The sequence below is a fragment of the Chryseobacterium sp. CFS2 genome (genome assembly GCF_036543225.1).
Classification (GTDB): domain Bacteria; phylum Bacteroidota; class Bacteroidia; order Flavobacteriales; family Weeksellaceae; genus Chryseobacterium; species Chryseobacterium culicis_A.
The window spans coordinates 161,135-186,091 of sequence record NZ_JAZHQU010000008.1; the positions used below are offsets into that span (position 1 = coordinate 161,135).

The following is a 24,957-nucleotide window of genomic DNA, read 5'->3' on the forward strand; positions in this document are numbered from 1 at the left end:
AATAGTACTTAACAACTTATCTTACCATTAGTTTTTCAACCTGAACTTTCTCTCCCTGCTGGATATGAACCATATAAACTCCTTTCTGGAATCCCTGAGTAGAAATGGCTTTTTTAGAACCTGATTCTCTGGTATCAGAGAATATCAGTTTTCCTGACATATCAAACATTCTGATCTTAACTTCTTTAGAAGATTTGTCTATATTTCCTACAAAGAATTCATCATAAGTAGGATTAGGAAAAATAATAAATTTCTGATCTGAAAGTTTAACATCCTGAGTGGCCAGTGCCGTAATACATTCTTGCGGTACCGTAAAGTCTTCCACCTGATCATTAGCCGCAGAACTACTTCCTGCTGAAGCATTTACCCCTAGACCTCTTTTAGCAAAGGTGTTCCAGATCATACATTTATCCAAACCTGCATTACCTACAGCATCAGCCTGAAGAATTGCATTTCTTCCATCAATAAATGAAGGGTTACAAGCCTGTAATTTCAGTCCGTCCATTACTATTTGCAGCACTTTAGCATTTCCGGAAGTACTGCTTGCCATGACATCACTGTTATATCCATATTTTTCAATGTACTTCCAGGTAAGATCCCACAACATTGTTGCCCAGATAAACCCAATGGCATGTGGTCCTGAAACAGTATTGGTTTTGCCATACGTATAATTGTTTACACTAAAGTCTGGTGAATATTTGGCAGGTCTGATACCACCTCCTGTAATAGGCTGGCTACTTGTATAGGTTCCAATTCCTCTCGCCAGCGCTGATGTATCTCCAGGTCTTGTTGTAAGCATTAAAGCAAAATAATCTGACCATCCTTCACCCATCTGCTCAGCACTTTGAAGACAGCTATATCCCTGCCCTGTTAATCTGTTTGAAATGCCATGTCCATATTCATGGGCAACGATTCCATTATCCAGACTGGAATGTTTAAAGCCATTATAGTCGAAATTTAATGTTGTATTGACAGTTTCTCCTGTATTAATTTGATTTACAATATACTCGCCTTCTGTTTTCCCCATCATAATGGAAGGAATGGTAATTCCTGTCACGGCATTATCTCCCCCCATTGAAATAGGATCCACATTATTAGGATCATAGATAATTCCTCCCAAAGCTCCTGCAAGCTGCATATTTTTAACCTTGGTGGCAAAACTGCAGGTTCCTCTTTTGGCAATTCCTATTTTTCCTGTCATACTTCCTGCTGCAAGAGCTGTACAGGCATCATCCGGTGTAGCAATTTTCAGATCTCCTGTTACCGTTTGGCCACCTAACAGAAGAGGGCCAAAACTCGCCCCTCCGGTTGCCACTTTAGGTCGGTTTACAATAGCAGCCGGAGCATTATACTGATATCGTAAGATAGGATCATTGGCTGGCTGTGTTCTGTCCCAAAGATACATTTGCATTCTTGGTACAGAAAGATAAGTAGTTCCACTAATGACCGCTTCATAGCCTGCAGCGAAATTGGCATTATTAAGACCGCTTCCGTCAAAAGCCTCAGCTCTTACAGCATCTCCCTGTATACCTCCTTTTCCAAAATTATTCGTTTGAAAGTTTCTGGCGGCTTCTGTAAATCCGAATTTATAAAAGATATCATGCATCTTATTATTCATGTAAAACAGATTGGTAATCGCAGCATCTCTATAGGTTATAGGATTATCATATCTCCCATCGGCAAAAGGAAAATTGAAAGTGAGGGAACTTCCTCCGTCCGGGGAATATCCCGGATTATTCGTATTATCCTGATCTGAATATGCATATACATTATTTCCTCTTGTATTGGTATAGCTGTTCGTTCCATCAGAATGCCAGCCTTCCGGTGATGCAACTAAGTCCCATGGATTATTTACCAATGCGCGAGCCCCAAACGTAGGAGCTTCCACTGGCAATGGAAAAACATTATAAGATGCATTTGTAGGTGCCCACATGGCATTTAACAGCTTACTTTGATTCTCCCCTGCTGATGTTTTCTCCCATTCATTGGATACTGCTTCATGAGAACGACCGTGATCTTCAAAGCTGCAGTTTAGTGTCATATTATCTTTACTGAGTATTTCTCCACTTTCAGCATCAGCAAGTACATGCCACACATCTGAAGAATTTTGATCTGAAACAAACAGTTCTTTAGCCAGAATATACTTACCATTCTTCTCAAAATAGACATCAGGTAAATAGTCTGTATCCGAAATAGCACTTAATCCCAGTTTTTGCTTAAGAAGGTCATCTGAAAATCTCTCATGTACTTTTGCTGTACTGGCAGCAACAATATTTCTGTTAAAGTCGTTATTTTCAGAGAGTATCTGATCCCCTTTAATGATGACTTTTCCCAATGCATTATATACTCTCAGCCCATTATAAGTCTGCTGTACATTCACAATATTTGCACCTAAACTATTGGACATATCTTCGTTCAGAATGATAACCCCCACTTTATTTTGGTTTAGCTTTCCACTTTTTTGATAATAATCCTGAATAATCCTGTTGGAGTTCTGGCCATTTATTTTCCCAAAACAGAAAAGAAACACTACAGATACAGGTAATAAAAATAATTTTTTGTTCATAAGATTGGTTTTTATACAACAAAACTATAAATTATTTGCGATATTAAAATATTAATTTAGATTTTTTTATCAAAAAGTGAAATTAATTAATGTTTTTTAATTTTTTCAATTATTTTTTTCTTCTTTTTCTGTGACATTTTACTTTTTATAAATTTTTCTCTGCTTTTTAAGAAATCAAGCATGCATTGATCATAGGCAAATGTTCGGGCAAGCTTTAAAGGTTTCAAAGCTTGTTTATATTCTAATCTGATTTCAAACAGTAAAGACTGATGGATAAGGATTCTGCTTTTATCTATTCCTTTTATCTTTAAAGAATAGTCAATCAGTTTTTCTGCATCATCCAGGTCTTCATTGTCTAAAAGGCACTTGATATGATATTGTGGTGTATTCAGATTAGAAATATTGCATTGCATCGCTTCTTCGAAATACAGTTTAGCTTTTTCATAATCAAACAGCATTTCACTATAAATTCTTCCCATCAGACACAAACTGTCTGCATCTTCCGGATCATATGACAAAGCATAGTTTAATGCCTCTAAGCATGAGGGAAGGCTGTATGGATAATTATCTAAGGCCTCAAAATAATATTTATTTTTAGTTAAGGTCATTGTTGTAGTTTTTTAATTCATTTTTCAAGGCATTCCTCTGTTTTTTGAATGTCTTGTCTTCATAATTCTTTTTAAAATCTGTTCCTGAAAATGTCCGAACCGGATTTCCGCGTTCTACCTGCATCTGAAGATACCAGGTATCTTTCAGCTTTCTTTCCAGCTGCCGGATATAAACCGTCATTACTTTTTCTTTTAATCTGATAATGGATAGTTTTTTATTTTCCAGCTGTGAACGGGAATCCTGTACAAAAACAGTCTCGTTAGTAGGAATATGGGTAGCCCGTACCGCGGTATTCACCTTGTTTACGTTTTGCCCTCCGCTTCCCTGGCTTCTGGCGGTCTGAAACCGGATATCTTTTTCATTGAAATCAATCATTTTTATATTTTCAAGTTCAAAGATTCCGATAAACCAATTGTTTCTTTTATGCAGTTTCCTGAATGTGCTTTTCCCTGTCCAGCAAACACTTCCCAGCCAGTTTTTTAAAAACGGGATTAGATCTTTCCCTTTTAAAAGCAAGGTCACTGATTTTAATGTCAGGTTCTCATCACCGTTCTCACGATGAATGATTTCGTATTCTATTGTATTTTGTTTTGCCTCTTCAAGAAAGGTCTTCAGAACCTTGGCTGCTACCCATTGGCATTCTAAAGGCCCTCTTCCTGAAGTGATCTGTATTAATTTTTCCATTTTATGTTGGCATTTTGCTTAATAAAGGATGTCCTACCGGATCTATTCCTTTTTCTAATAAATTTTTTGCAGCCATTACTGCCCAGCATTTGTCGCTGGAGTGGATATTTCTGTAAAAAGAAAGTAAAATTTCAGGTTTCACAACGGTAAAACCATTGGCTTCAATAGTCTCAAGATCATCTTTCTCAAAGAAGTCAATGGTAATTCTGCAGACCTTTTCATTTTCCAACTCCACCGTTTTCTCGTACCTGCGAAAGTTTTCCTCACTCGGCAGATGGTCATATCGGGTCCAGACTTTCTGAAATCCTTCCTGCTGAAGAATGATAACCACGTCTGCAACATTCTCTTTCTTTACAAAAACATCAATATCCTTATGATCGTGGGCATGTTTGTATTCTCTATGTCCTTTTTCCGACATAAAATGCCATGCCCAGCCTCCTGATATAATGATTTTATCTTTTAATCTATTTAAAATTTCGAGTCCTAACCGGATTCTGAATTCCGGCCAGACTTCACCATATCTTTTTATGTTATGTGGTGCTCCCATTTTTTTGTTTTTTAAAATTAAAAGTTGAGAGTTTATAGTTGACAGCCGGTGTTTCAACTGACAACTACAAACCATCAACCCAATTATCTGTCCATTCTCACAATTCTCGGCTGAAAAGTTCCCAGAATATCTACCAGTTCGCTCTGTGCATTCATCACTTCATTAATGTCTTTGTAAGCCATAGGGGCTTCTTCTGCATTTCCGCCCATCAGGGTTACATTTTTCAATTTCAGTTCTTTTTTGATATCATGCTGAGTGAAAAGGCTTCTGCATTCTCCTCTTGAATGCGCTCTTCCTGCGCCGTGTGATGCTGAATTCAGGGATTCAGGATTTCCTTTTCCGCGGACGATAAATCCTTTTTCCGTCATGGATCCGGGAATCATCCCCAGTTCATTTTCATTGGCAGGTGTTGCTCCTTTTCGGTGAACAATCACTTCTTTACCGTTATGGATTTCTTTCCAGGCAAAGTTGTGATGGTTTTCAATTCTGGCTTTTACCCTTCCGCCAACAGCTTTTACCAGCCTTCTGTGAATATCATCATGACAGGCAGAGGCATAATCTCCGGCAAGATTCATTGCTGTCCAATATTCCAATCCCAAGTGGGTACTAAGATCCAGCCAGGCAAAGTTTTGAGCTTCTTTTGGTAATGGACATTGTTCTGTTGCCACTCTTGAGTAATACTGGGCAATCTCCGCTCCCAGACCTCTTGAGCCGCTATGAGAAAGGATTCCCAGATATTTTCCTTTTGGCAGACCAATTTGCTCATCTTCTTCAGTGATTTCCACTTCTCCGAATTCCACAAAGTGATTTCCTCCGCCTGAGGAACCCATCTGTTTGATTGCTTTTCCCTTTAATCTTCTTAAGATCGGGATCATATCGAATGTATCTCTTTCGAAAATCTCATGATCAATGTGAGACTTATGCGTTTCATACATTCCGAATTTTGTATGTTCAGCAAGCGCTTTTTCATATTTATCTCTTGCTCCTTCAAGATATGAAACCGGTGTATCCAAAATACTAAGGCTCATTCTGCAGCCAATATCCATTCCTACGCCGTAAGGGATTACAGCATTTTCCACTGCCAGAACTCCTCCTATCGGAAGTCCGTAACCGCTGTGCGCATCGGGCATTAATGCTCCCTGAGTAGAAACAGGCAGCTTCAAAGCAGTATACAACTGATTTTTCGCCTCTTCAGAGATATTGTTACCAAAAATCTGAAATGAAGCACGCTGTGAATTCAGCATTCTTTTTTCTGTCTTTTTGGATGAAAGCAGGGTTTCTGCAATTTGTCCGAAGGTGAGATCTTTTTCAAATTCTTCTGGATTCAGCAGGATTTCCTTTAAAAGAGATTTTACGTGGTGAATATTCTTTGTTGCAAAATTTCTTTTCATGACTTCCAATGCTACGTTTACGCTTTGATTATTTGGATAGCCCAGTTTTAATATATCTTTTCCTTTTAGTTTTAAATTTCCCATTGTTTTTGTTTTAAATAACAGTTGGACTTACTTATACGTCCTGTAAGCTTTCTGCAATCTCTGTTGCAGACATTTTATAGTGAAAATATTTTGTACTTTCATTTTGATCAGATTTGTATTTCATCTTCCATGAACTTGGCTTTCCATATATTGTTTTATGGATAATCCCAGCAACCTTATGTTGTCTCAAATAGGACTCCAGCTCTGCATATTCTTTTTCAAGTTCGAAATCTACAGGCTTATAATGGGTAATCATATTGGGTCTTATTCTAAGGATAAACCTCCATGGTTCAATGAATTCGTAGTAAATATCATACCTCTTCCTTAAAGGGCAATATTCCTCTTTTTGCAAAAAATACTGCCTTTCCATTGGTGTAAGTCCGAATTTCGGATCATTCCAGGCATATGTTGAAACTCTATTGAGCTTCTGTTCTCTTTCCACATAGATTCTTCTTCCGGATTTTCTTTTCTTTTTAAGAAATTTTCTGCTTTCAGAATACATGTAAGTATTGATTTTCTTCAGAATTCCTTCAAAGAACTCTCCGTATTTAGATCTCATTACATCTTCTCTTACTACAAAGAATCTTACAAATCCTCTTTGATAAGGCTTATCCAAAGGAATCCATGGGGTATTTCGTCTGATATCCCTAAGTTTATCACTACGTCGATATTTTTTTCTGATCTGTTTTTCTACATCTTTTCTAATTGTTCTTTTTCTGCTTCTTGCACTTCTCAGGCGGGAAAACAGAAGGTTATCATTTTCCATTGTTAACAGAAGTATGATGTGAGATCGTAAAAGTTTATTTATTTTATCTCACGCAACTTTTAATCAACTAAAATACTAGTTGAATGGATTAATAGTAGACCGTAACAGTTCTGAGGAATATACCTCTTCCTGTCATGTCTGTAATGACACTAAAAAGATTTCGGGTAAACTTGGGAGTTTGAAATATTGCGCAATAAAAAACCCGAAATCTCTACGACTTCGGGTTTTGATATTTCATTGTACTGTTATTCTAAGAATGTACCAAACCGCGAAGCCTTACCACCATAAGGGGTAATCCAACTGTAGAATTCTGTTTAGTTCTGAACATTGCTTCGTTGTTTTTATTTGGTTAAACTTGATTTTCAGGTGCAAATATATAAATTTTTCTGAGAATCAAAATATTTTTTTCACTTAAGGTGAATAATGCTGAGAAAAATGGCGTCAATAACTTTTGTCATTCTCTTTGTATCGAGCGTTTCCAGCGTATCCGAGGGTTCGTGATAATTTTTATTTCTGAAGAAGGAAGTATCCGTGATCATGAGCGCGGGAAAGTCAAAATTCCAATAGTTCAGATGGTCGGAATAGTCTATTCCTGCTACAAATTTTGGGGCTGAGAACGTTTCTGTTTTTATCTGTCCTGAATCTTTAAAATTACCTATGAAATTTCTTACGAAAGGACCTGCTCCACTGATTTTTTTCGCCAATGTAATGAAATCTCCCTGATCACCATATATCCAGGAAAGAATACTTACAGGAAAACTCTGGGAATCTTTTTCATCTTTGAAGTAACCGATCATTTCTACACTGACCATTCCATAGACATCGATCTTGTTGTCTTTTAAATATTTTGCATGGACATAGCTTCCCATATTTTCAGTCCTGAAATAAGGAGGTTCTTCCAAGGTATAGGCAACAAGATCTACTCTGTAATTCAGTTTCTGTCCTTTAAGCATTCTTGCGAGCTCCAGAAGAGCAGTAACTCCTGTAGCATTGTCGTCTGCTCCCTGCTGATCTCCACAAACATCGTAATGAGCACCTATAATGATCCGCTTCTTATTTTCTGTTCCAAAGGATGAAATAACGTTTTTATATATTTTTCCATCAACTTTGTATTCCTGGTAAGCAGTGCTGTCACCATAAGTACTAAAAGTCTGATGGATATAGTCTGCAACCGCATTCAGCTGGTCTATATTTTTATGGTTTCTAAATTGTGGGGTTTGAGTCATTGCGGTCAAATGCTTTTTAACCAAAGCAGTATCTGCAACAACCTTCGAGCTTTGCATTGATCTATTGTTCTTCCCTGAACCCAGCAAGAAGACACCTGTAATAACAAATAAGCCTACGAGAAGAAACATTTTTTTCCTCGTAGGCTTTATTATATTTTTTAGATTCATGGGGTATGTTTTAATCTCTGTGATGAAATTAAAACTTTTCTTTTTATTTTTCTAAAAATCTTTCCAGAATTTCTACTGCACATTTCGGAAGGTTGGTTCCAGGCCCGAAAATAAAGTCTGCACCATTGGCATAAAGGAATTCATAATCCTGCTGAGGAATTACTCCCCCCACAACGATGGTAATATCATCGGCTCCCAGTTTGGATAATTCTTCTACTACCTGAGGAACTAATGTTTTGTGTCCGGCAGCCAATGATGATACTCCTAAAATATGAATATCGTTTTCTACAGCTTGTTTAGCCACTTCTTCAGGTGTCTGGAATAAAGGAGCTACATCCACATCAAATCCCATATCAGCAAATGCTGTTGCCACTACTTTTGCACCTCTGTCATGACCGTCCTGTCCCATTTTGGCGACCATAAGTCTTGGGCGGCGTCCTTCTTCTTCTTCAAATTTCTGAGTCAGATTAAGGGCTTTTTCAAAGTATTCGTTTTTACCGGCATTCATAGCGTATACACCAGAGATTGTTTTAATATTTGCTTTATATCTTCCAAAGGTTTCTTCCATGGCATCACTCATCTCTCCAAGGGTAACTCTTCTTCTTGCTGCTTCGATGCATAATGCCAGAAGATTTCCTTTCCCTGTCTGAGCACTTTTGCGGATTTCATTCAGGATTTGTTCTACAGCGTCAGCATTTCGTTCTGCTTTAATGGTATTCAGCCTTTCGATCTGCTTTCTGCGAACTTCTGTATTATCAATGTCTAATATTTCTATCTGATCCTGTTTTAATGAGGATTTGAAGGAATTCACTCCAATAATGAATTCTTCTCCACTGTCGATCTTAGCTTGTTTTTTAGCTGCAGCTTCTTCAATTCTCATTTTCGGAATTCCGGCTTCGATAGCTTTGGTCATTCCACCTTCCTGCTCTACCTCATCAATGTATCTCATCGCTTCTTCGATCATTTGTTGAGTAAGGCTTTCCACAAGATTACTTCCACCCATTGGATCTACAACATCGCATATTCCGCTTTCCTGCTGAAGAATGATCTGTGTATTCCTTGCAATTTTTGCTGAATAGTCTGTAGGCAGGGCAATGGCTTCATCCAGCGCATTGGTGTGAAGAGACTGCGTTCCTCCTAATGCTGAAGACAAAGCTTCTATAGCTGTTCTTGTGATATTATTGAAAGGTTCCTGCTCCGTCAGAGACCATCCGGAAGTCTGTGAATGGGTTCTTAATGCCAGAGATTTTGGATTCTGAGGATTAAACTGTTTTAAAAGGGTTGCCCAGATATATCTTGCGGCACGCATTTTAGCAATTTCCATGAAATGATTCATCCCGATTGCCCAGAAGAAAGAGAGTCTTGGAGCGAAATCGTCTACGTTCATTCCTGCTTTTATTCCTGTTCTTACATATTCAAGACCGTCTGCCAGGGTGTAAGCCATTTCCAGTACTGGTGTAGCCCCTGCTTCCTGCATGTGGTACCCGGAAATAGAAATGGAGTTAAATTTTGGAATGTTTTGCGAAGTGTATTCAAAAATATCTGCGATGATCTTCATGGAAGGTGCCGGCGGATAAATGTAGGTATTTCTTACCATGAATTCTTTCAAGATATCATTCTGAATCGTTCCTGAAAGCTGATCCTGCTTTACTCCCTGCTCTTCTGCCGCTACGATGTAGAAAGACAAAATAGGAAGTACTGCTCCATTCATAGTCATAGATACTGAAATCTGATCCAGGGGAATTTCATTGAAAAGGATTTTCATATCTTCCACAGAGTCGATAGCCACTCCTGCTTTTCCTACATCTCCTACTACTCTTGAGTGGTCAGAGTCATATCCTCTGTGTGTTGCTAAGTCAAATGCTACTGAAAGTCCTTTCTGGCCTGCAGCAAGGTTTCTTCTGTAAAATGCATTGGATTCTTCAGCTGTAGAAAATCCGGCATACTGACGGATTGTCCATGGTTTTTGAACATACATGGTGGAATACGGACCTCTAAGATAGGGTGCAATTCCTGGAGAAGTCTGCGTTAATGATTCATCTTTTACATCTTTTTTTTCATAGGATGATTTGAGTTCAAGTCCGTCTTTTTCAAAATTGTAAATCTCTCTTTCCTGAGCTGATACATTAAAATCCGGTTTTTTCACAGAAATTGTCTTTCGCATTCCAATTATTTTTGTCCCCGTAAAGTTAATTTTTTTGAGCGAAACACGAAACTTCTGTTAACGTTCTGTTTTCCTTAAATTTATGAAAAGAAAAAGGCCGGGCAAATGCCCGGCCTTTCCTATTAGTAAATAGTATGCTTATTTTTTGATAAGCTTCGTATTGTAAGTATTTTTGTCATCTTTTATCGTGATTACATACATACCTTTGATTAATGAAGCTACATTAATTCTTTGTCCGTCAATATGTCCTTCCTGAGCTAATCTTCCATCAGCAGTATAGATTTTATAGTCTGCTTTTCCTTTCAGATTTTTCACTTCTACGAAAGTATCTGCAGGGTTCGGATAAATTGAAATTTCAGATGATTTTACATCTTTTGTTTCGTTTACAGCAAGAGTACTTGTAATTTTTACAGGCAGATCCATTACTGAACCTCCTCCTGTTGTGATGTCTCCACATGCACTTGCTAAAGCAGCCGTATTATACTTCGTAACAATTCTCATTCTTAGAAGCTTATCTCCAGCATATGTAGTTGAAGGTACTGTAAAGTTTTGTGCTCCAAAACTTACACTTCCTGCAGGAACACCTCCGGAAAGGCTAATTATTCTTTCAGATATCTCAAATACCCCATTTCTATTATAATCAATCCAAACAGAAAGATTTAAAGGAACGTTGGAACTGCTAAATGCTTGTCTTACTACAGGTGTAATAGCGTACGTAGTTCCCTGAACCAAATTGACAATCTTACTAGGATCTTCAGATAAATCTTTATATGATCTTAATGAAGGATCATCATAAACAAGATTTGAAACTGTTACTTTTCTAATAGCTCCAACATAAGATGTTCCTGAATTCATTATACAGTAATCAATTCCGGTCTTTAAGCCGTTTGTTTTAAATACATAATTATTGGAGAATGCACCAGGAACACTGTTTACAACAGCTGCAACCTGCACTTCATAATTTGTTTCATCTTCAAGACCTGTTAATACCACTGAATTTGTTGTACTTGTTGTATTTGACCAGTTTGATGTCCCTTGTTTTCTATAGTTAACAGAATATGTTGCTCCGGTTACGCTATTCCATGATGCTCTGGCTGTTGTCTTGAACACTTCTGTGCTTATTGTTGTAAGTCCGGTTGGAGCCGCAGTTGTAGATGTAGGTGCATCTGCAACAGTAACTTGAGGAGAAACAGCATAGAAAACGTTACCAATTGCTGATACTCTCAACTTAATTGGTGTCGTAATTGTATTTGGCATTTGTACTGTGTAGCTCCCTGTATTAGGTGTAGAAGCAACTAAATCTGTCCAGGTTGCTCCATTATCTGAAGTATAATCAATCTTTACATTAGGTGAGTTATAAGGAGCTGTATTAGTATTGGCTACTTCCCACTGAATAATGTTATTGGCATTTTTATACAGAACTGATGATGTAGTAAGACCATTAAATTTAAAAGGTCCGTCGTTTCCAATGACTGTATTAACTTCTGAAGAAGACAACATTGGTCTTTGTGCATTTTGGTCTCTGACCGTTACAGCATAACTTAGAGTTCTAGGAATATAAGATACAGTCTCCCAATTTGGATTTGGATTATTTGCTGCATCAGTTTTGTTCGTAAGAATTCCATTCATAACTAGTGGAAAGCTTGGGAAATATCTTCTTCCACTACTTGTTCCAAAGCGGGATCTTGTTAATGCACCCTGTGTATTGTATCCCCATCCCGTATCTCCTGAAATTGAAGCCAGTCCGGTAACACTATCTGTTTGCTCCCAAGTGTAATTAATAGCATCTCCTTCTGCATCTGTTGCTGAGGCATCCAGATAATAAGCAGTCCCTTTAGGCACTGTATAAGAGGTAAGTGCTGCTATTACTGGTGGCGTGTTGTTCGTGATTGTCTCAGAGGTACCGCATGTGGCAGGCTTACCGTCCAAATTCGTTAAAATCTGATCTACAGATTTATAATGGAAATAGGCATCTGAAGACATTTGAACATTATCACTTGTAATTCCTGCATATCCCATAATAGTAGTTCCTCCTCCTGGTTCTACGTTAACATTACTTCCTTCAGATTTATTTGAAAATGTGTGATTTCCTCCTAACTGATGCCCCATTTCATGAGCCACATAGTCAATATCAAAAGCATCTCCACTTGGGATACTATTAGCTGGTGAAGTAAATCCTGATCCTTTACCTGCAGGTACAGTCGTTGTTGGATCAACACATATACAGCCGATGCATCCAGCGTTTCCTCCTCCTCCTGAAGCACCGAATAAATGGCCTATGTCATAGTTGGCATTGGTTACCTGAGCTGTAATCGCATTCTGAAGTTCCAGATTCCAAGCTCCTTCGGATCCTACATCACCTGGTGAATAAGGGTCTGAAGCCGGATCTGTATAGATAACATTCGGGAAATTCTGAACAAGTAATTTTATTCCAAAATCCTTTTGGAATACTCCGTTCACACGGCTCATAGTATTGTTAATTGCAACAAGTGCCGGAGCTCTTTTTTGATCATCAGTAGCCGTAGCCGGTACACCTGCCAAATTCATAAAGTATTGAGTATACTCTCCAGTAACAGAAATTGCTAATCTGTAAGTTCTGAATTTTGTACTTGAAGGTCTACTGGTGATTCCTACATTAGAAAGGGTCTTTTTTCCATTAGCTTCTAATGACTTTATATCTTTAAAGTTCTTCTCTTCTGTAGAACATTCAAATCCGTGCTCGCTTTCTGTTCTGTTTGTTTTGTAGAAAACACCATACACCTGCTTATCTGTAGTAATAGGTTCTATAAACTGGAATTTTCCGTCTTTGATTATCATCGACTGCAACTCAGTAGGGGCAGTACTGAATCTTACATATTTTCCAGGATCATCTACTCCTACACCAACGTAAGAACCCAATTGATATTTGTCTGCAATAGATTTTTCCATAACAGGATCACTGTATACAGCAAATTTTTCAATTTTCCCTTCTGCTGTAGGTAAAGAAACAATCACAGCCTGAGCCCCTTTCCCTGTTTCTACAGCATCTTTTAAAATATTTCTAAGCGATTGCAAATCAAACCTGTAAGAATATTGAACTTCTACTTCTTTTCTGATTTGAGAGGTTTTTTGTGAGGCCGGTTCCCACCTCTGTGCATGGAGACTGGAAAGTCCAGCAGCCAAGGCACACACTAGTAAAATTCTTTTTTTCATAATTACCTAATTAGTTTAGAATTAATAAACTTTAAATATCCGCCCTAAAAATAAGAATTATTAACACAATAACATAAAAAAAACGACCAATTTTAAATAAAATTAGCCGTTTTCTTAAATATACTATTTTTTTAGAGTTATTTCTTTATTCCCATCTCAAATAAAGCAAATGATATAAGATCCGCATTTTCACTAATCACCTGATCTGTAGCTCTTCCGGCACCGTGCCCTGCATTCTTTTCAATTCTCAGGAGAATAGGATTTTTACAAGCCTGTTTTTCCTGAAGCTCTGCACCAAATTTAAATGAGTGTGCCGGAACTACTCTGTCATCATGATCACTGGTAATAATCATTGTTGACGGATAGCAGGTTCCTGCTTTTACGTTGTGTACAGGAGAATAGGATTTAAGATATTCGAACATTTCTTTACTGTCTTCTGCTGTGCCATAGTCGTAAGACCATCCTGCACCCGCTGTAAATTTATTATATCTTAACATATCCAAAACTCCAACTCCAGGGAAAGCTACTCTCGCAAGATCCGGGCGCATTGTCATTGTTGCTCCTACTAATAATCCCCCGTTTGATCTTCCTGAAAGTGCCATGTATTCTTTTGAAGTATACCCTTTACTTTGAAGATATTCTCCGGCAGCGATAAAGTCTTCGAATACATTTTTCTTCTGTTGTTTTGTTCCTGCATCATGCCATTTTTTACCATATTCACCTCCACCACGGATGTTTGGAACAGCGTAAATACCACCATTTTCCATCCAGATTGCATTTACTACAGAGAACGAAGGCTGTAAGCTGATGTTGAAACCTCCGTAAGAATACAGAATAGTAGGATTTTTACCGTCAAGTTTAGTTCCTTTCTTATAATTGATCATCATAGGAACTTTTGTACCGTCTTTTGAAGTATAGAATACCTGTTCTGAAACGTAATCATCCGGATTAAACTTCACTTTAGGTTTTTGATACACTTCAGATTTTCCTGAGTCTACATTAAATTTGTAGGTGGTTCCCGGTGTAATATAGTTACTGAAAGAGAAATACACATCTTTCTCTTTTTCTTTTCCTCCAAATCCTGAAATATTTCCTTTTCCGGGAAGTGTAATTTCTCTGATCAGTTTTCCTGTTTTATCAAACTGTTTTACCTGATCTATGGCATCAATCATATAGGTTGCAAAGAAATATCCTCCACCTGTAGAAATTCCTAACACGTTTTCTGTTTGTGGAATTACATCTTTCCATGTTGCAGGAGCCGGGTTAGCGATAGTTGTTTTCACAAGACGCATATTCGGGGCATCTTTATCAGTAAAAATGAAAAGATCATCACCTTGTGTATCTACGATGCTGGCATTAATGTCAAATCCGCTCATAATTTGTACAAAGTCACCTCCTTTTTTAAGGTCTTTTATGTACAATTCATTACCATTTGTAGCATTAGCCGCAGAGACAATAAGGTATCTCTGGTCCTGAGAAACGCCTGCACTTAAGTATCTTCTTGGGGTTTTATCACCTCCGAAAATCAATTTATCTTCAGATTGTTTTGTTCCCAGTTTATGAAAGTATACTTTATGTTTATCTGTCATTCCCGAAAGTACAGTCCCTTCTTTAGGTTTGTCGTAGCTGGAATAATAGAACCCTTCATCTCCCTGCCATGAAATTCCGCTGAATTTTACATCCAGTAACGTTTCATCAATCTGCTTTTTGGTAATTGCATCAATGATAATAATCTTATTCCAGTCGCTTCCTCCTTCAGAAATAGAATAAGCAGCAAGGTTTCCTTTTTTGTTGAATGACAGGTTGGAAAGTGAAGTAGTTCCTTTTTCTGAAAATTTATTAGGATCTAAAAATACTTCTGTAGCATTGGTCTTATTGTTTGTTCTATACAAAACAGACTGAGCCTGCAATCCATCGTTTTTAGAATAATAGGTGTAGTCTCCTTCTTTGAAAGGGGCTGAAATTTTTTCATAGTTCCAGATATCCTTCAGCTGGCTTTTGATTTTATCCCTGAACGGAATTTTAGATAGATAATTCTGACTGTAAGCAACTTCTTCATCTACCCATTTTTTTGTAGGTTCAGAATCATTTTCCAGATCTCTGAATGGATCGGAAACAGCGCTTCCGAAATAGGAATCTGTCTGGCTTCCTTTTAGTGCTTTAGGATAAATCATTTTCTGAGAGTAAAAAGATGCTGAAAATAATACTCCAGCTGTTAACAATATAGGTTTAAAATTCATACTGATCGGTTTTTCTCAAAAATACGCAAAGTATGTGAAATAAAAAAAGTCCCGTTATATTGGGACTTTTTTATGTATTATAGGATATTTCAACTATTCATTGGCACCGAAGCTTTCAAAATAGAAATCGGTAAGGTTGCTAACAATCTCATCCGGACTTCCATTCCAGTAGTATATTTTATCTCCTTCTTTCAATTCATATAAAGTAAAGTTTTGATCTGTTGTTACCGTTTTATCGGCATTTTTAAAATCCTGAACTGCCTGAATTAAATATTTTTTCAGATCCTCAGTTTTTATTTTATTCAGATCACCTTTTGGACCGGAAGTCAGTTTGGAAGGAACCAGGAAGCTTACAGCATACCTTATTTCTGCAATTTTTTGCCCTTCAACATATTCATTAGGAACCACTTTTACTTCTTTGACGTTAAGTTTTCCGGTTTTAAAATTCCCGAACATCGCCGTGAAATAATCTTCTGCTTCTTTTTTACATGCTGCAGCTGTTGCTTTAGGAAAAGCTGAAAGAAAATTATCTACGCTTCCATTGATCATTTCCTTTGAAGTTTCTTTAAAATCCACCTGATAAGCGGTTTGTCCATCTACTGTAGGCTTTAAATAATCATTGAGTTTATTCAATGCTGCTTCATCATTGTTCACGAAAGTACCAAAGAAGAGTTCAAAGGCTTCTTTAGGTTTCTTTACTTCCGTCTGAGCCATCAGTTGCTGTCCCATCATGGTAAGCAACAGCAGGAAAATAATTTTGTAGTTTTTCATAGTGTATATTTTGTTTTATTATTTGGAAAAACAAAGCCCCTGAAAAGTCAGAGGCTATATTTTTATGTATTGATAATTTTAGTAATTTTCTTCTTCCCCCTTCATTTTCTCTGCATTTTCCGCCATGATTACGGCATCAATCATCTCAGAAATATCTCCATTCATGTAAGCATCAAGGTTGTACATAGACTTATTGATTCTGTGGTCTGTAACTCTTCCCTGAGGGTAATTGTACGTTTTAATTTTTGCAGAACGGTCTCCTGTAGATACCATAGATTTACGTTGTGCAGCGATATCTCCCTGTACTTTCTGTAATTCGATATCGTATAATTTTGTTCTTAGCATTTCCATTGCCAGCTCACGGTTAGCCAGCTGAGAACGGGCTTGCTGACAAACCACTACCATCCCGGAAGGTTTGTGGGTAAGCTGAACTTTAGTTTCAACCTTGTTTACGTTCTGACCTCCGGCACCTCCTGAACGGGAAGTCTGCATTTCAATATCTGCAGGATTCAGTTCAAAATCTACTTCTTCAGCTTCCGGTAAAACAGCAATTGTAATAGCAGAAGTGTGTACTCTTCCCTGAGATTCTGTTTCAGGTACACGCTGCACACGGTGAACTCCGGATTCAAATTTCATGATTCCGTAAACTCCTTCTCCTTCCACTTTCATGATCAATTCCTTGTATCCTTTTGCAGCTTCGTTGGAATCTGTTACTTCATGTCTCCATCCTTTTGTTTTAAAATACATGGTATACATTCTGTACACATCCTCTACGAAAATAGCGGCTTCATCACCTCCTGTTCCGGCACGTAATTCTACGATAACGTTTTTGTCATCAGCAGGATCTTTAGGGATCAGTAATACTTTCAGTTCTTCTTCTAATCCTGGAATTTTAGCCTGAGCTTCCAGCTTTTCTTCTTTAGCAAGATCTACCAAATCTCTGTCTGAACCGTCTGCAATAATTTCTTCAGATTCTGCAATACTGTCCAGCGCTCCTTTGTACTGATCGTAAACTCTTACAATTTTTCCCAAATCACTATATTCTTTGTTCAAAGAAGAATATCTTTTTTGGTCTGAAATGACATCAGGCTGTATAATAAGGTCTGCAACCTCATTATATCTTTGTTTTATAGCTTCTAATTTTGGAATTAATGATTTAGACATTGTAGAAATTTTGTGGGTGCAAAGATAAGGATTATTAATTCAAAATTAAAATTCCGAATCATCATAAATTTTTGAGCATTAGGGATAAAGGGAGCAAAATGAAGAAAATTCCCAATTTACCAATTGTTTATCCGTCTTTCTGTATCGCTAAAATTTACTTTAATATCTTTTAGAAAGCCTTCTGTCAATCAGATATAAAACAATTCCCACTGCAATAATTCCCAATCCTATCAAGCTTTCTTTAGGATTATGGATAAAAGTAAAATAAAGAATATAGATGCTGAACAATAGAAAAACGGCTGGAAAAATATGAAAAGCATTAGATTTAAAGATTTTTCTGTCTTTTTTCTTAAGAAAGAACACGGTAGAAATAGCCAGGCTGGCAAAAAGCTGTAAAATAAAAGCTGTATAGACAAAGATTTCTTTAAAACTTCCTGTCAGAATAATAACAGAGGCAATCACTGCATGAGCAAAAATGGCTCTTACCGGAATTCCTTTTTTATTCCCTTCGGATAAGGGTTTCCAAATGTAGGTATGTTTTGCAAAAGCCTGTGTTAACCTCGAACCTACCCACAGATATCCGCTAATCGTTGCTATCAATTGCAGAGCAATAAAAATATTAACAATCTTTCCAAAAGCAGGTCCCAACATATTGACAGCAGCTTCTCCCATCACATCTTCTTTTCCTGCCAACTGGCTCACAGGAGCATGTTTCAGCATAATATAATTCACCAGAATATAGCTTACCGTCACGAAAACAGTTCCTATAATAAGAGATTTAGGAAGGTTTTTCTGAACATCTTTTATTTCTCCTGCGATATAAGATGCCGAATTCCAGCCTGTGTAAGAATAAGTTACAAATACCAGAGAGGTAGCAAATGCAGGAAGCATTATCTCATTCTGCCAGCTGTCACTGAAATTGAGACTGTTCCCAATCTGCGGTGAACCTGAAATTCCTACTCCAAGAATAACCAGGACAATAATGAATGCAATCTTAATGAACGTAAAAAAGTTATGAAATCTACTGGATGTTTTCAGGCTAAATGATAATGCAATGGCAACCAGAAATATTGCGGCAATGGCAAACCCATTTCCAAAAGAAAAATCGAATACGGAAAGGTATTTTGACATTGCCAATGCAGCCAGTGCAACCGGAGAGGAAAACCCGATGATAAGTGAAATCCAGCTTATCAGATATCCGAATATCGGATGATAGGTTTCTTTAAGGTAAATAAAATCGCCCCCGTTTCCTTTAAAATGCGAACCTAATTCGGCATAGCAAAAAGCCCCGAACAAAGCGAGAATTCCTCCAATACTCCAAAGCAGGAAAATGCTGTAGGTATTGGTAATATCGGACAACTGAAATCCCAGGGTTGTAAAAATCCCGGTTCCGATCATATTGGAAACAACGATAGCGGCGGCTGTTTTCCAGCCAATCTGATGTGAAGCAGTACTCATTTAATGATTAAAAGTTAAAATTAAGTCTTCCAAAGAAATAATTTCCCAGTGTTCCCATCTGAACCGGCGCATATTTGAATACTCCATAATATGAATTTTCATAGATCTGGCGATCCGGGAAAACATCAAATACATTATTGGCTCCTACTGTAAAATTGATGTTTTTTGTGATGTCATACCCGACACTGATGTCCGTAACAACCTTCGGAGAGAATTCCTGAACGCCTCCAAATGGATAACCATCTCTTATTACTTTACCAAAATAGGTATTTCTTACGAGAAAATTGAACTTTCCTATTCCATAATTCAAGCCTAATGAAGCTTTTGTTTTTGGAGACAGGGTTTCAATGATGTTGATCTGATCCGGGCCAAAGAATTCATTCTGAGGAGTTCCTAAGTTTTCCGGAAAATGAAAGTCTGTGATTTTTGTTTCTGTATAGTTTCCGGCAAGATTAATATTTAAATTACCGCTTCCAAGAATCAAGTCATAAGAAACGACCACATCTACTCCTTTTGTTTCAGTATCAATGGCATTTGTAAAGAATCTTCCGCTTTCTACGTTAAACTGATCCAGTCTGGGATCGGTAATATTGCTGGTAATTACAATCCTGTCCTTTACTTTTATCCAATATCCGTCTACTGAAATAGACAGTTTGTTTAAAGGTCTCAGCGTAAATCCAGCGCTTGCATTAACAGACGTTTCCTGTTTAAGCTTATCAAACCCAAGAATTCTGGCTGCTTCGCTATCATTTCGGAAAATCCCTTTGGTTACAATTCCTGAACCGGAAGTAGAAATGTCGGCATAAGAGTTATTAAAATACTGCTGTTGAAGGGAAGGAGCTCTAAACCCTGTTCCTACAGCTGCTCTAATTGCATAATTTTTTACAAATTCATATCGTATTGCTAATTTCCCATTCAGGGTATTTCCAAAATCTGAATAATTTTCAAATCTGGCAGCAGCGTCAATATTCAGTTTTTTATCCAGATCATAGGAAACATCTGCATATACTGCCGTGGAATGCCTGTTTTTTTTCACTGCATTGTCTGGAGAGAATCCGATAAAAGATTGAGATCCGCCCGCTCCAAGCACCGTTGATCCTTCGGTGGCAACATTTCCGTTGATGTCATATTGGGTATAAGAAGCTTCATCACCGGGTTTGATCTGGTATTGTTCCAATCTGAACTCTCCACCGAATCCGATATTGAAACGATTTATCTTTTTGGAAACATCAAGATTAATCGTATTTTGAAGGAAGCTGTGTGCTCCAGCATAAAAACGCGTTGGTGAATTTGCTCCCAGGGAAGCATTATTGGTATTGCTAACATTGTAATTGAAGGTATTGCTTCCGAATGTATTGCTAAGGTCAAAAAACCAGTCATTGACATTATATTTTGCTCCTACAGCATAGGAGACATCATATACTTGTGATCCGAGATTTGCCTGAAATCCGTTCGGATAAATGGATGAAACCACATTAGAAGTTTCGCTTGGAAGTCTTCTGAAACCAAAACCTTTTCCTTCTTTGATACTGAAACCTCCAAAAGAATAGATTTTAAATTGATCGTTAAAAGGATATTCTGCATTGAAAAACAACTGTCCCTGTCTGATCTGGGCATCTCCAATCTGAAAATTAAAATCGTCACGGGTTAGTCCTCGTTCTTTAATCTTTGCATCATCTGCCGCTCTTGCCGCTTCGGGATCATCAGCAAATGCATAGGCAAAATTATTTCCAAAAATATCCAGATCATGATTTTGAGTTCGTGTTGTTTTTCCTCTGTGGCTTAATTGTAGGGAAAGGTTGATATAACCCTCTTTTTTTCCTAATGAAGTCCCATAATTGGCTCCTGCCTGATAAGTATCCCCATCATTTCTCCCAGTCAATCCATACGTAAGACTTGCTGAGGCTCCCGTATTTTTTTTAAGAATAATATTGATAACTCCCGCAATGGCATCAGAACCGTATTGTGCTGCAGCTCCGTCCCTTAACACTTCTATTCTATCAATCGCAATGACCGGAATTGTACTTAAATCTGTTCCTACAGATCCATTTCCAACCGTATTCTGATAATTAACTAAAGAGGTGGAATGTCTTCTTTTTCCGTTAAGTAAAACCAGAATCTGATCTGGTCCCATTCCTCTTAAGGTTACAGGATCAATATGCTCTGTTCCATCAGAAGCAGACTGTCTCACTGCATTAAACGATGGAATCACATAGTTCAGGAGATCCTGAGCCGTCATTTGTGGAGAACTTCTTTGTATTTTGTCAATATTAATAACATCTACAGGAACTGGTGTTTCCAGTTTTGTTCTTTTGACATTTCGGTTTCCGACAATGATGATATCTTCTATTTCTTTGCCTTTCTCCTCATTCTCCTGAGCAGCGACTAACATTGCCCCAAGCAATAATACAGCTGTGCTTAATTTTTTCATTTTTGTTCTTGCCAATTAATAATACGAATCTGACGGATCTTTCCGCAGATACACAAGACTTCAAGAAATGGAATTCATATAGAATATTGACTTCACTTATCTCCCCCTCCGGGTTGGAATTAGCACCTTTACACTTCTGGAACCGTGCAGGTTGCTAAGGTTTCACCGGGCCAAATCCCTCCACCTTTCTTGATAAATCTACTGCAAAAGTAGACTATTTTTTTAAATATACAAAAAAGCAGATCTGCTGTAATGCAAATCTGCCTTTCATTATTTTATAGAACTTGTGGTAAGTTTTATTTTTGAAACATTAAGATGATATTAAGGTGATAAGAGTATTAAGATAAGCTTCGTTTTAAGCTTAAAATTCAGAATGATTCATCTTAACTACCTTTATTTCTTAAATCCTTCTTAATGGTTTTACTATATTCAACATTTTTTATCAGTCTAAACAGCTTGATAATTTGTTTTTATTTGATCATCATCTTTTGAATCGCAATTCCTATATCCGATTTCAGCTGTACCAGATAGGTTCCCGGTGGATAACTGATTTTCGTTTCATGAATACCGTTTTCTTTATTCAGCTTGAAAGAGTCCAGCTTTTTACCCGTCATATCAAAAATTAAAATTTCTCCGTTTTTGGCTTTATTGAAAATGAATCGTGCGATTCCGTTTTGTATCGGATTGTCTGCAATCTGAAGGGACAATTTGTTCCCTTCATTGATATCTATTGTTGACAAAGCACCTGCATAGTTTCCAAATATTCTGAATTCTCCAGGCTGTAAAGTGATCGGAGTGGTTGTAGAAGCCACATTCAAAATACTATCATCCATTAGATTCTGCCATTGACCTGTGTAAGGGAAATAAGGCACCACATTTTGGGAAGAAGTAGTATAATTGGCCAATACAACTATATTTTTTATTCCCGTTGTAATTGCTGCATCATACACGTAAATTCTTGTGATCAACCCATTAGGATCATTCGTAAGGTTATTGGATTCTATACTGTAAGTTTTAGATTTAAAAACTTGATGGGTATTCCTGATATTGATTATTTTAGCCCATGTATCATAAACTGCTTTTCTGTTTGCATTGGTATCATATCCTAATGTAAATGCAACAGGTTTCTCATCTGTTCTGCATCCGCTGTCGATAGTTCCGTTAGCACATCTGTTAATACTAAATTCGTATCCCAATTCTCCAAACTGCCAGATCATTTTCGGACCGGGAATGGTAAAGAACGTAGCACCGAAAGTTTTCATTCTTTCAAGAGCAGTATTCAGGTCTTTCACATTATAGCTGCCGTTTACTGCACCATAGGCAAGGTTTTTAAACATCAGCCTTTCTTCATCATGGCTTTCTCCATATCCTACAGCACTCATATTGGTAAAGCCATGAAGACTGTGATTCATACGGTCATAATTGCTGTTTTCCTGATACCCCATTGTATTCTGATTGTAAGGCTCTGTCTGCTTATTCCAAAGCATAATGCCTTTTCCTTCTGCGATCCTGTAGTTTGCCCATTGCTGTTCCTCCGCATCAGTTCCCAGATGTTCAAAAATCATGTAAGAATTCGGGTCTATAGCCCACTGTCTGTCAGCATAATGTTTCATGATATCTACTCTGTCCTGTTGATAAGCATTCGTACAGGCTTCATCATTTTCAGAGCAGCTTTGGGTAAATCCTTTTGTTAAATCCCAACGGAATCCGTCTATGTGATATTCAGTCAGCCATTGCTGAAGACATCTTTCAACGTAATATTGCGTTGAAGTACTTGTATGGTTAAAATCATTAAATACATTGTATGAATGTTTCGGAACCTGATTAAAATAAGGATTGTCTGGAGCAACATTTCCATAGCCGTCACCATCAGGATCTACGTTCCAAAGTCTTACCAAAGGTGAGCGTCCTGTTGCATGGTTAAAAGCAACATCCAGAATAACCGCAATTCCGTTCTGATGGCACAGGTCTACAAATTCTTTGAATTTTTCAGGAGTTCCATAAGCTTTGTCCAATGCATAATGGAAGGAAGTATTGTATCCCCAGGAAAGGTTTCCGTCAAATTCCATGATCGGGAGCAATTCTATAGCATTGATTTTTAGATTTTTTAAATAAGAAATTTTATTAATCAATGACTGCCAGTTCTTTTCCTGTGTAAAGTCTCTCAATAATAATTCATACACTACCAGATCTTCTTTTGCAGGTCTTTGGAAATTGGTTGTCTGCCAGTTATAAGCCGTCTGCCCTGTTTTAAATGTTGACACTTCAAAACCCTGCCCGGCAGGAAATGCAGGTAAGTTTGGATAGGTAGAAGCCGAAATCCACGGATCATCATAAGAAGATAATATTTGTGGTGAATAAGGATCTGCTACTTTTCTCAAATCATTGGTTCTGTATTGGAAAGTATAAAGCTGTTGAGGGGTAATCCCGTTGAGTTCAATCCAATAAAGATCCGGGTTTGTAGTATCTCTTTTCATTAAATAAGAATCATTCACTGCCCAGTTATTGAAACTTCCGATGACATGCACAAAGTTTTTACCCGGCGCATATAAAGCAAGTCCCACTTTGGTCTGATCTGTCGGGTGATAATTGATTCCCTGTTTAATCCAGTTAGGTATTGCTTCAGAAACTACATTTCTCGGAACCTGTAGGATAAACGTTGCGGCTTTAAAATTAGATCCCTGTGTAGCTATAAGTTCCATACTGGCATCCTGAGAAACATTATAACTATAAGAATAAGATTGTGAAGGTGTTGTTGTTGAATTTACAACCGTTCCGTTGGCTTTTAACTGAAATGTAGCATTAACATTAGAAGTAGCCGTAATATTGATAGAATTCCCCACGGGAACAGAAGTTAAACTATTGGCCAGCGGATGGGTAAGACTTAAGCTTAAAGTACCTACGTTTACAAAAATATCAGGTGAGGTTTGATGTGATCCTGTTTTATCTTTTAATAGAAATCCAAACCTCCCTATTCCTGTTCTTCCGAAAAAGGCTGTTGGAGTAAAAGTAAGCGAATAACTGTCTGTACCTGCATTATAATTCAGTTTATTTACATCACTTGAATTGTTCCAGCTGCCATTGGTAGGACAATCCTGACTGTTCTGATAATTCGTATCAAAAGACCAGGACCAGATATAGATGGCATTATTGGAAACACCCCACGCAGATTCGTCAATCTGATCTCCCGGAACTGTAAGTGTTACAGCATCTGTCTCATCGAATGGGTTAGGGGTAATGGTATAATTGATCTGCCCAAAAACGAACAATGTAATCAGCAGAAAACCAACGGAATAAAACTTTTTCATTTATTATTTTTTATCGAATATAGTATAATTTTTCCTTCATAACGACTATTCTTGCTTAATCATCATCAAATATTTCAATTTTCCGGGAAAAAATAAATCAAAAAAAGGCTCATGAAATTTTCATGAGCCTCCCAATAAAAGTAATTGTAATGAACTAATTTTTTGACGAAAATCGATGTTCCTGAAAT

The 24,957-nt window shown here is 37.5% G+C and carries 15 protein-coding genes and 1 riboswitch; all 15 genes read right to left on the reverse strand.

What is annotated here, in order from left to right:
• Positions 1-16: 16 nt before the first annotated feature.
• The 15 genes from ODR02_RS18460 to ODR02_RS18530 all read right to left on the reverse strand — a co-directional run bounded on the left by ODR02_RS18460 (position 17) and on the right by ODR02_RS18530 (position 24,769).
• Complete coding sequence (locus ODR02_RS18460) at positions 17-2,566, reverse strand: T9SS-dependent M36 family metallopeptidase (RefSeq protein WP_309513007.1); 2,550 nt, start codon at positions 2,564-2,566, stop codon at positions 17-19.
• A gap of 86 nt (positions 2,567-2,652) precedes the next feature.
• On the reverse strand, positions 2,653-3,174 hold the full coding sequence (locus ODR02_RS18465) for a hypothetical protein (protein WP_309513008.1): 522 nt from the start codon (positions 3,172-3,174) through the stop codon (positions 2,653-2,655).
• On the reverse strand, positions 3,161-3,859 hold the full coding sequence (prfH, locus tag ODR02_RS18470; protein ID WP_309513009.1) for a peptide chain release factor H: 699 nt from the start codon (positions 3,857-3,859) through the stop codon (positions 3,161-3,163). The genes ODR02_RS18465 and prfH overlap by 14 nt, the downstream gene beginning before the upstream one ends.
• A gap of 1 nt (position 3,860) precedes the next feature.
• Positions 3,861-4,406: a hypothetical protein gene (locus ODR02_RS18475; protein ID WP_309513010.1), complete on the reverse strand. Its 546-nt coding sequence runs from the start codon at positions 4,404-4,406 to the stop codon at positions 3,861-3,863.
• Between the two features lie 83 nt (positions 4,407-4,489).
• Positions 4,490-5,881 carry an RtcB family protein gene (locus ODR02_RS18480; protein WP_309513011.1) on the reverse strand — a complete coding sequence of 464 codons (1,392 nt, stop codon included), beginning with the start codon at positions 5,879-5,881 and terminating at the stop codon, positions 4,490-4,492.
• A gap of 31 nt (positions 5,882-5,912) precedes the next feature.
• A complete protein-coding gene (locus ODR02_RS18485) occupies positions 5,913-6,647 on the reverse strand; it encodes a hypothetical protein (RefSeq protein ID WP_309513012.1) in 735 nt (244 codons plus the stop codon).
• Between the two features lie 407 nt (positions 6,648-7,054).
• Positions 7,055-7,930, reverse strand: coding sequence for a M28 family peptidase (locus tag ODR02_RS18490; protein ID WP_309513013.1), 876 nt, complete (start codon positions 7,928-7,930; stop codon positions 7,055-7,057).
• Positions 7,931-8,084: 154 nt separating this feature from the next.
• Complete coding sequence (gene scpA, locus ODR02_RS18495; RefSeq protein WP_309513014.1) at positions 8,085-10,205, reverse strand: methylmalonyl-CoA mutase; 2,121 nt, start codon at positions 10,203-10,205, stop codon at positions 8,085-8,087.
• 138 nt (positions 10,206-10,343) lie between these two features.
• Complete coding sequence (locus ODR02_RS18500) at positions 10,344-13,397, reverse strand: reprolysin-like metallopeptidase (protein WP_309513015.1); 3,054 nt, start codon at positions 13,395-13,397, stop codon at positions 10,344-10,346.
• A 137-nt stretch (positions 13,398-13,534) separates the two neighbouring features.
• Positions 13,535-15,637, reverse strand: coding sequence for a prolyl oligopeptidase family serine peptidase (locus ODR02_RS18505; protein ID WP_209786680.1), 2,103 nt, complete (start codon positions 15,635-15,637; stop codon positions 13,535-13,537).
• A gap of 93 nt (positions 15,638-15,730) precedes the next feature.
• Positions 15,731-16,408, reverse strand: a complete 678-nt coding sequence (locus ODR02_RS18510) for a hypothetical protein (protein WP_209786679.1) — start codon at positions 16,406-16,408, stop codon at positions 15,731-15,733.
• Between the two features lie 78 nt (positions 16,409-16,486).
• Positions 16,487-17,572 (reverse strand): peptide chain release factor 1, encoded by a 1,086-nt coding sequence (gene prfA, locus ODR02_RS18515; protein WP_209786678.1) that lies wholly within the window; start codon positions 17,570-17,572, stop codon positions 16,487-16,489.
• A 159-nt stretch (positions 17,573-17,731) separates the two neighbouring features.
• Positions 17,732-19,030 (reverse strand): APC family permease, encoded by a 1,299-nt coding sequence (locus ODR02_RS18520; RefSeq protein WP_209786677.1) that lies wholly within the window; start codon positions 19,028-19,030, stop codon positions 17,732-17,734.
• Between the two features lie 7 nt (positions 19,031-19,037).
• Positions 19,038-21,461, reverse strand: a complete 2,424-nt coding sequence (locus tag ODR02_RS18525; protein WP_309513016.1) for a TonB-dependent receptor plug domain-containing protein — start codon at positions 21,459-21,461, stop codon at positions 19,038-19,040.
• A 93-nt stretch (positions 21,462-21,554) separates the two neighbouring features.
• A riboswitch (SAM riboswitch) is annotated at positions 21,555-21,660 on the reverse strand.
• A gap of 271 nt (positions 21,661-21,931) precedes the next feature.
• On the reverse strand, positions 21,932-24,769 hold the full coding sequence (locus ODR02_RS18530; RefSeq protein ID WP_309513017.1) for an alpha-amylase family glycosyl hydrolase: 2,838 nt from the start codon (positions 24,767-24,769) through the stop codon (positions 21,932-21,934).
• Positions 24,770-24,957: the final 188 nt, after the last annotated feature.

Bases quoted from the DNA above. Each gene is read 5' to 3' on its own strand.
- ODR02_RS18460 (WP_309513007.1), bottom strand. From the start codon at position 2,566: ATGAACAAAAAATTATTTTTATTACCTGTATCTGTAGTGTTTCTTTTC.
- ODR02_RS18465 (WP_309513008.1), bottom strand. From the start codon at position 3,174: ATGACCTTAACTAAAAATAAATATTATTTTGAGGCCTTAGATAATTAT.
- prfH (WP_309513009.1), bottom strand. From the start codon at position 3,859: ATGGAAAAATTAATACAGATCACTTCAGGAAGAGGGCCTTTAGAATGC.
- ODR02_RS18475 (WP_309513010.1), bottom strand. From the start codon at position 4,406: ATGGGAGCACCACATAACATAAAAAGATATGGTGAAGTCTGGCCGGAA.
- ODR02_RS18480 (WP_309513011.1), bottom strand. From the start codon at position 5,881: ATGGGAAATTTAAAACTAAAAGGAAAAGATATATTAAAACTGGGCTAT.
- ODR02_RS18485 (WP_309513012.1), bottom strand. From the start codon at position 6,647: ATGGAAAATGATAACCTTCTGTTTTCCCGCCTGAGAAGTGCAAGAAGC.
- ODR02_RS18490 (WP_309513013.1), bottom strand. From the start codon at position 7,930: ATGCAAAGCTCGAAGGTTGTTGCAGATACTGCTTTGGTTAAAAAGCAT.
- scpA (WP_309513014.1), bottom strand. From the start codon at position 10,205: ATGCGAAAGACAATTTCTGTGAAAAAACCGGATTTTAATGTATCAGCT.
- ODR02_RS18500 (WP_309513015.1), bottom strand. From the start codon at position 13,397: ATGAAAAAAAGAATTTTACTAGTGTGTGCCTTGGCTGCTGGACTTTCC.
- ODR02_RS18505 (WP_209786680.1), bottom strand. From the start codon at position 15,637: ATGAATTTTAAACCTATATTGTTAACAGCTGGAGTATTATTTTCAGCA.
- ODR02_RS18510 (WP_209786679.1), bottom strand. From the start codon at position 16,408: ATGAAAAACTACAAAATTATTTTCCTGCTGTTGCTTACCATGATGGGA.
- prfA (WP_209786678.1), bottom strand. From the start codon at position 17,572: ATGTCTAAATCATTAATTCCAAAATTAGAAGCTATAAAACAAAGATAT.
- ODR02_RS18520 (WP_209786677.1), bottom strand. From the start codon at position 19,030: ATGAGTACTGCTTCACATCAGATTGGCTGGAAAACAGCCGCCGCTATC.
- ODR02_RS18525 (WP_309513016.1), bottom strand. From the start codon at position 21,461: ATGAAAAAATTAAGCACAGCTGTATTATTGCTTGGGGCAATGTTAGTC.
- ODR02_RS18530 (WP_309513017.1), bottom strand. From the start codon at position 24,769: ATGAAAAAGTTTTATTCCGTTGGTTTTCTGCTGATTACATTGTTCGTT.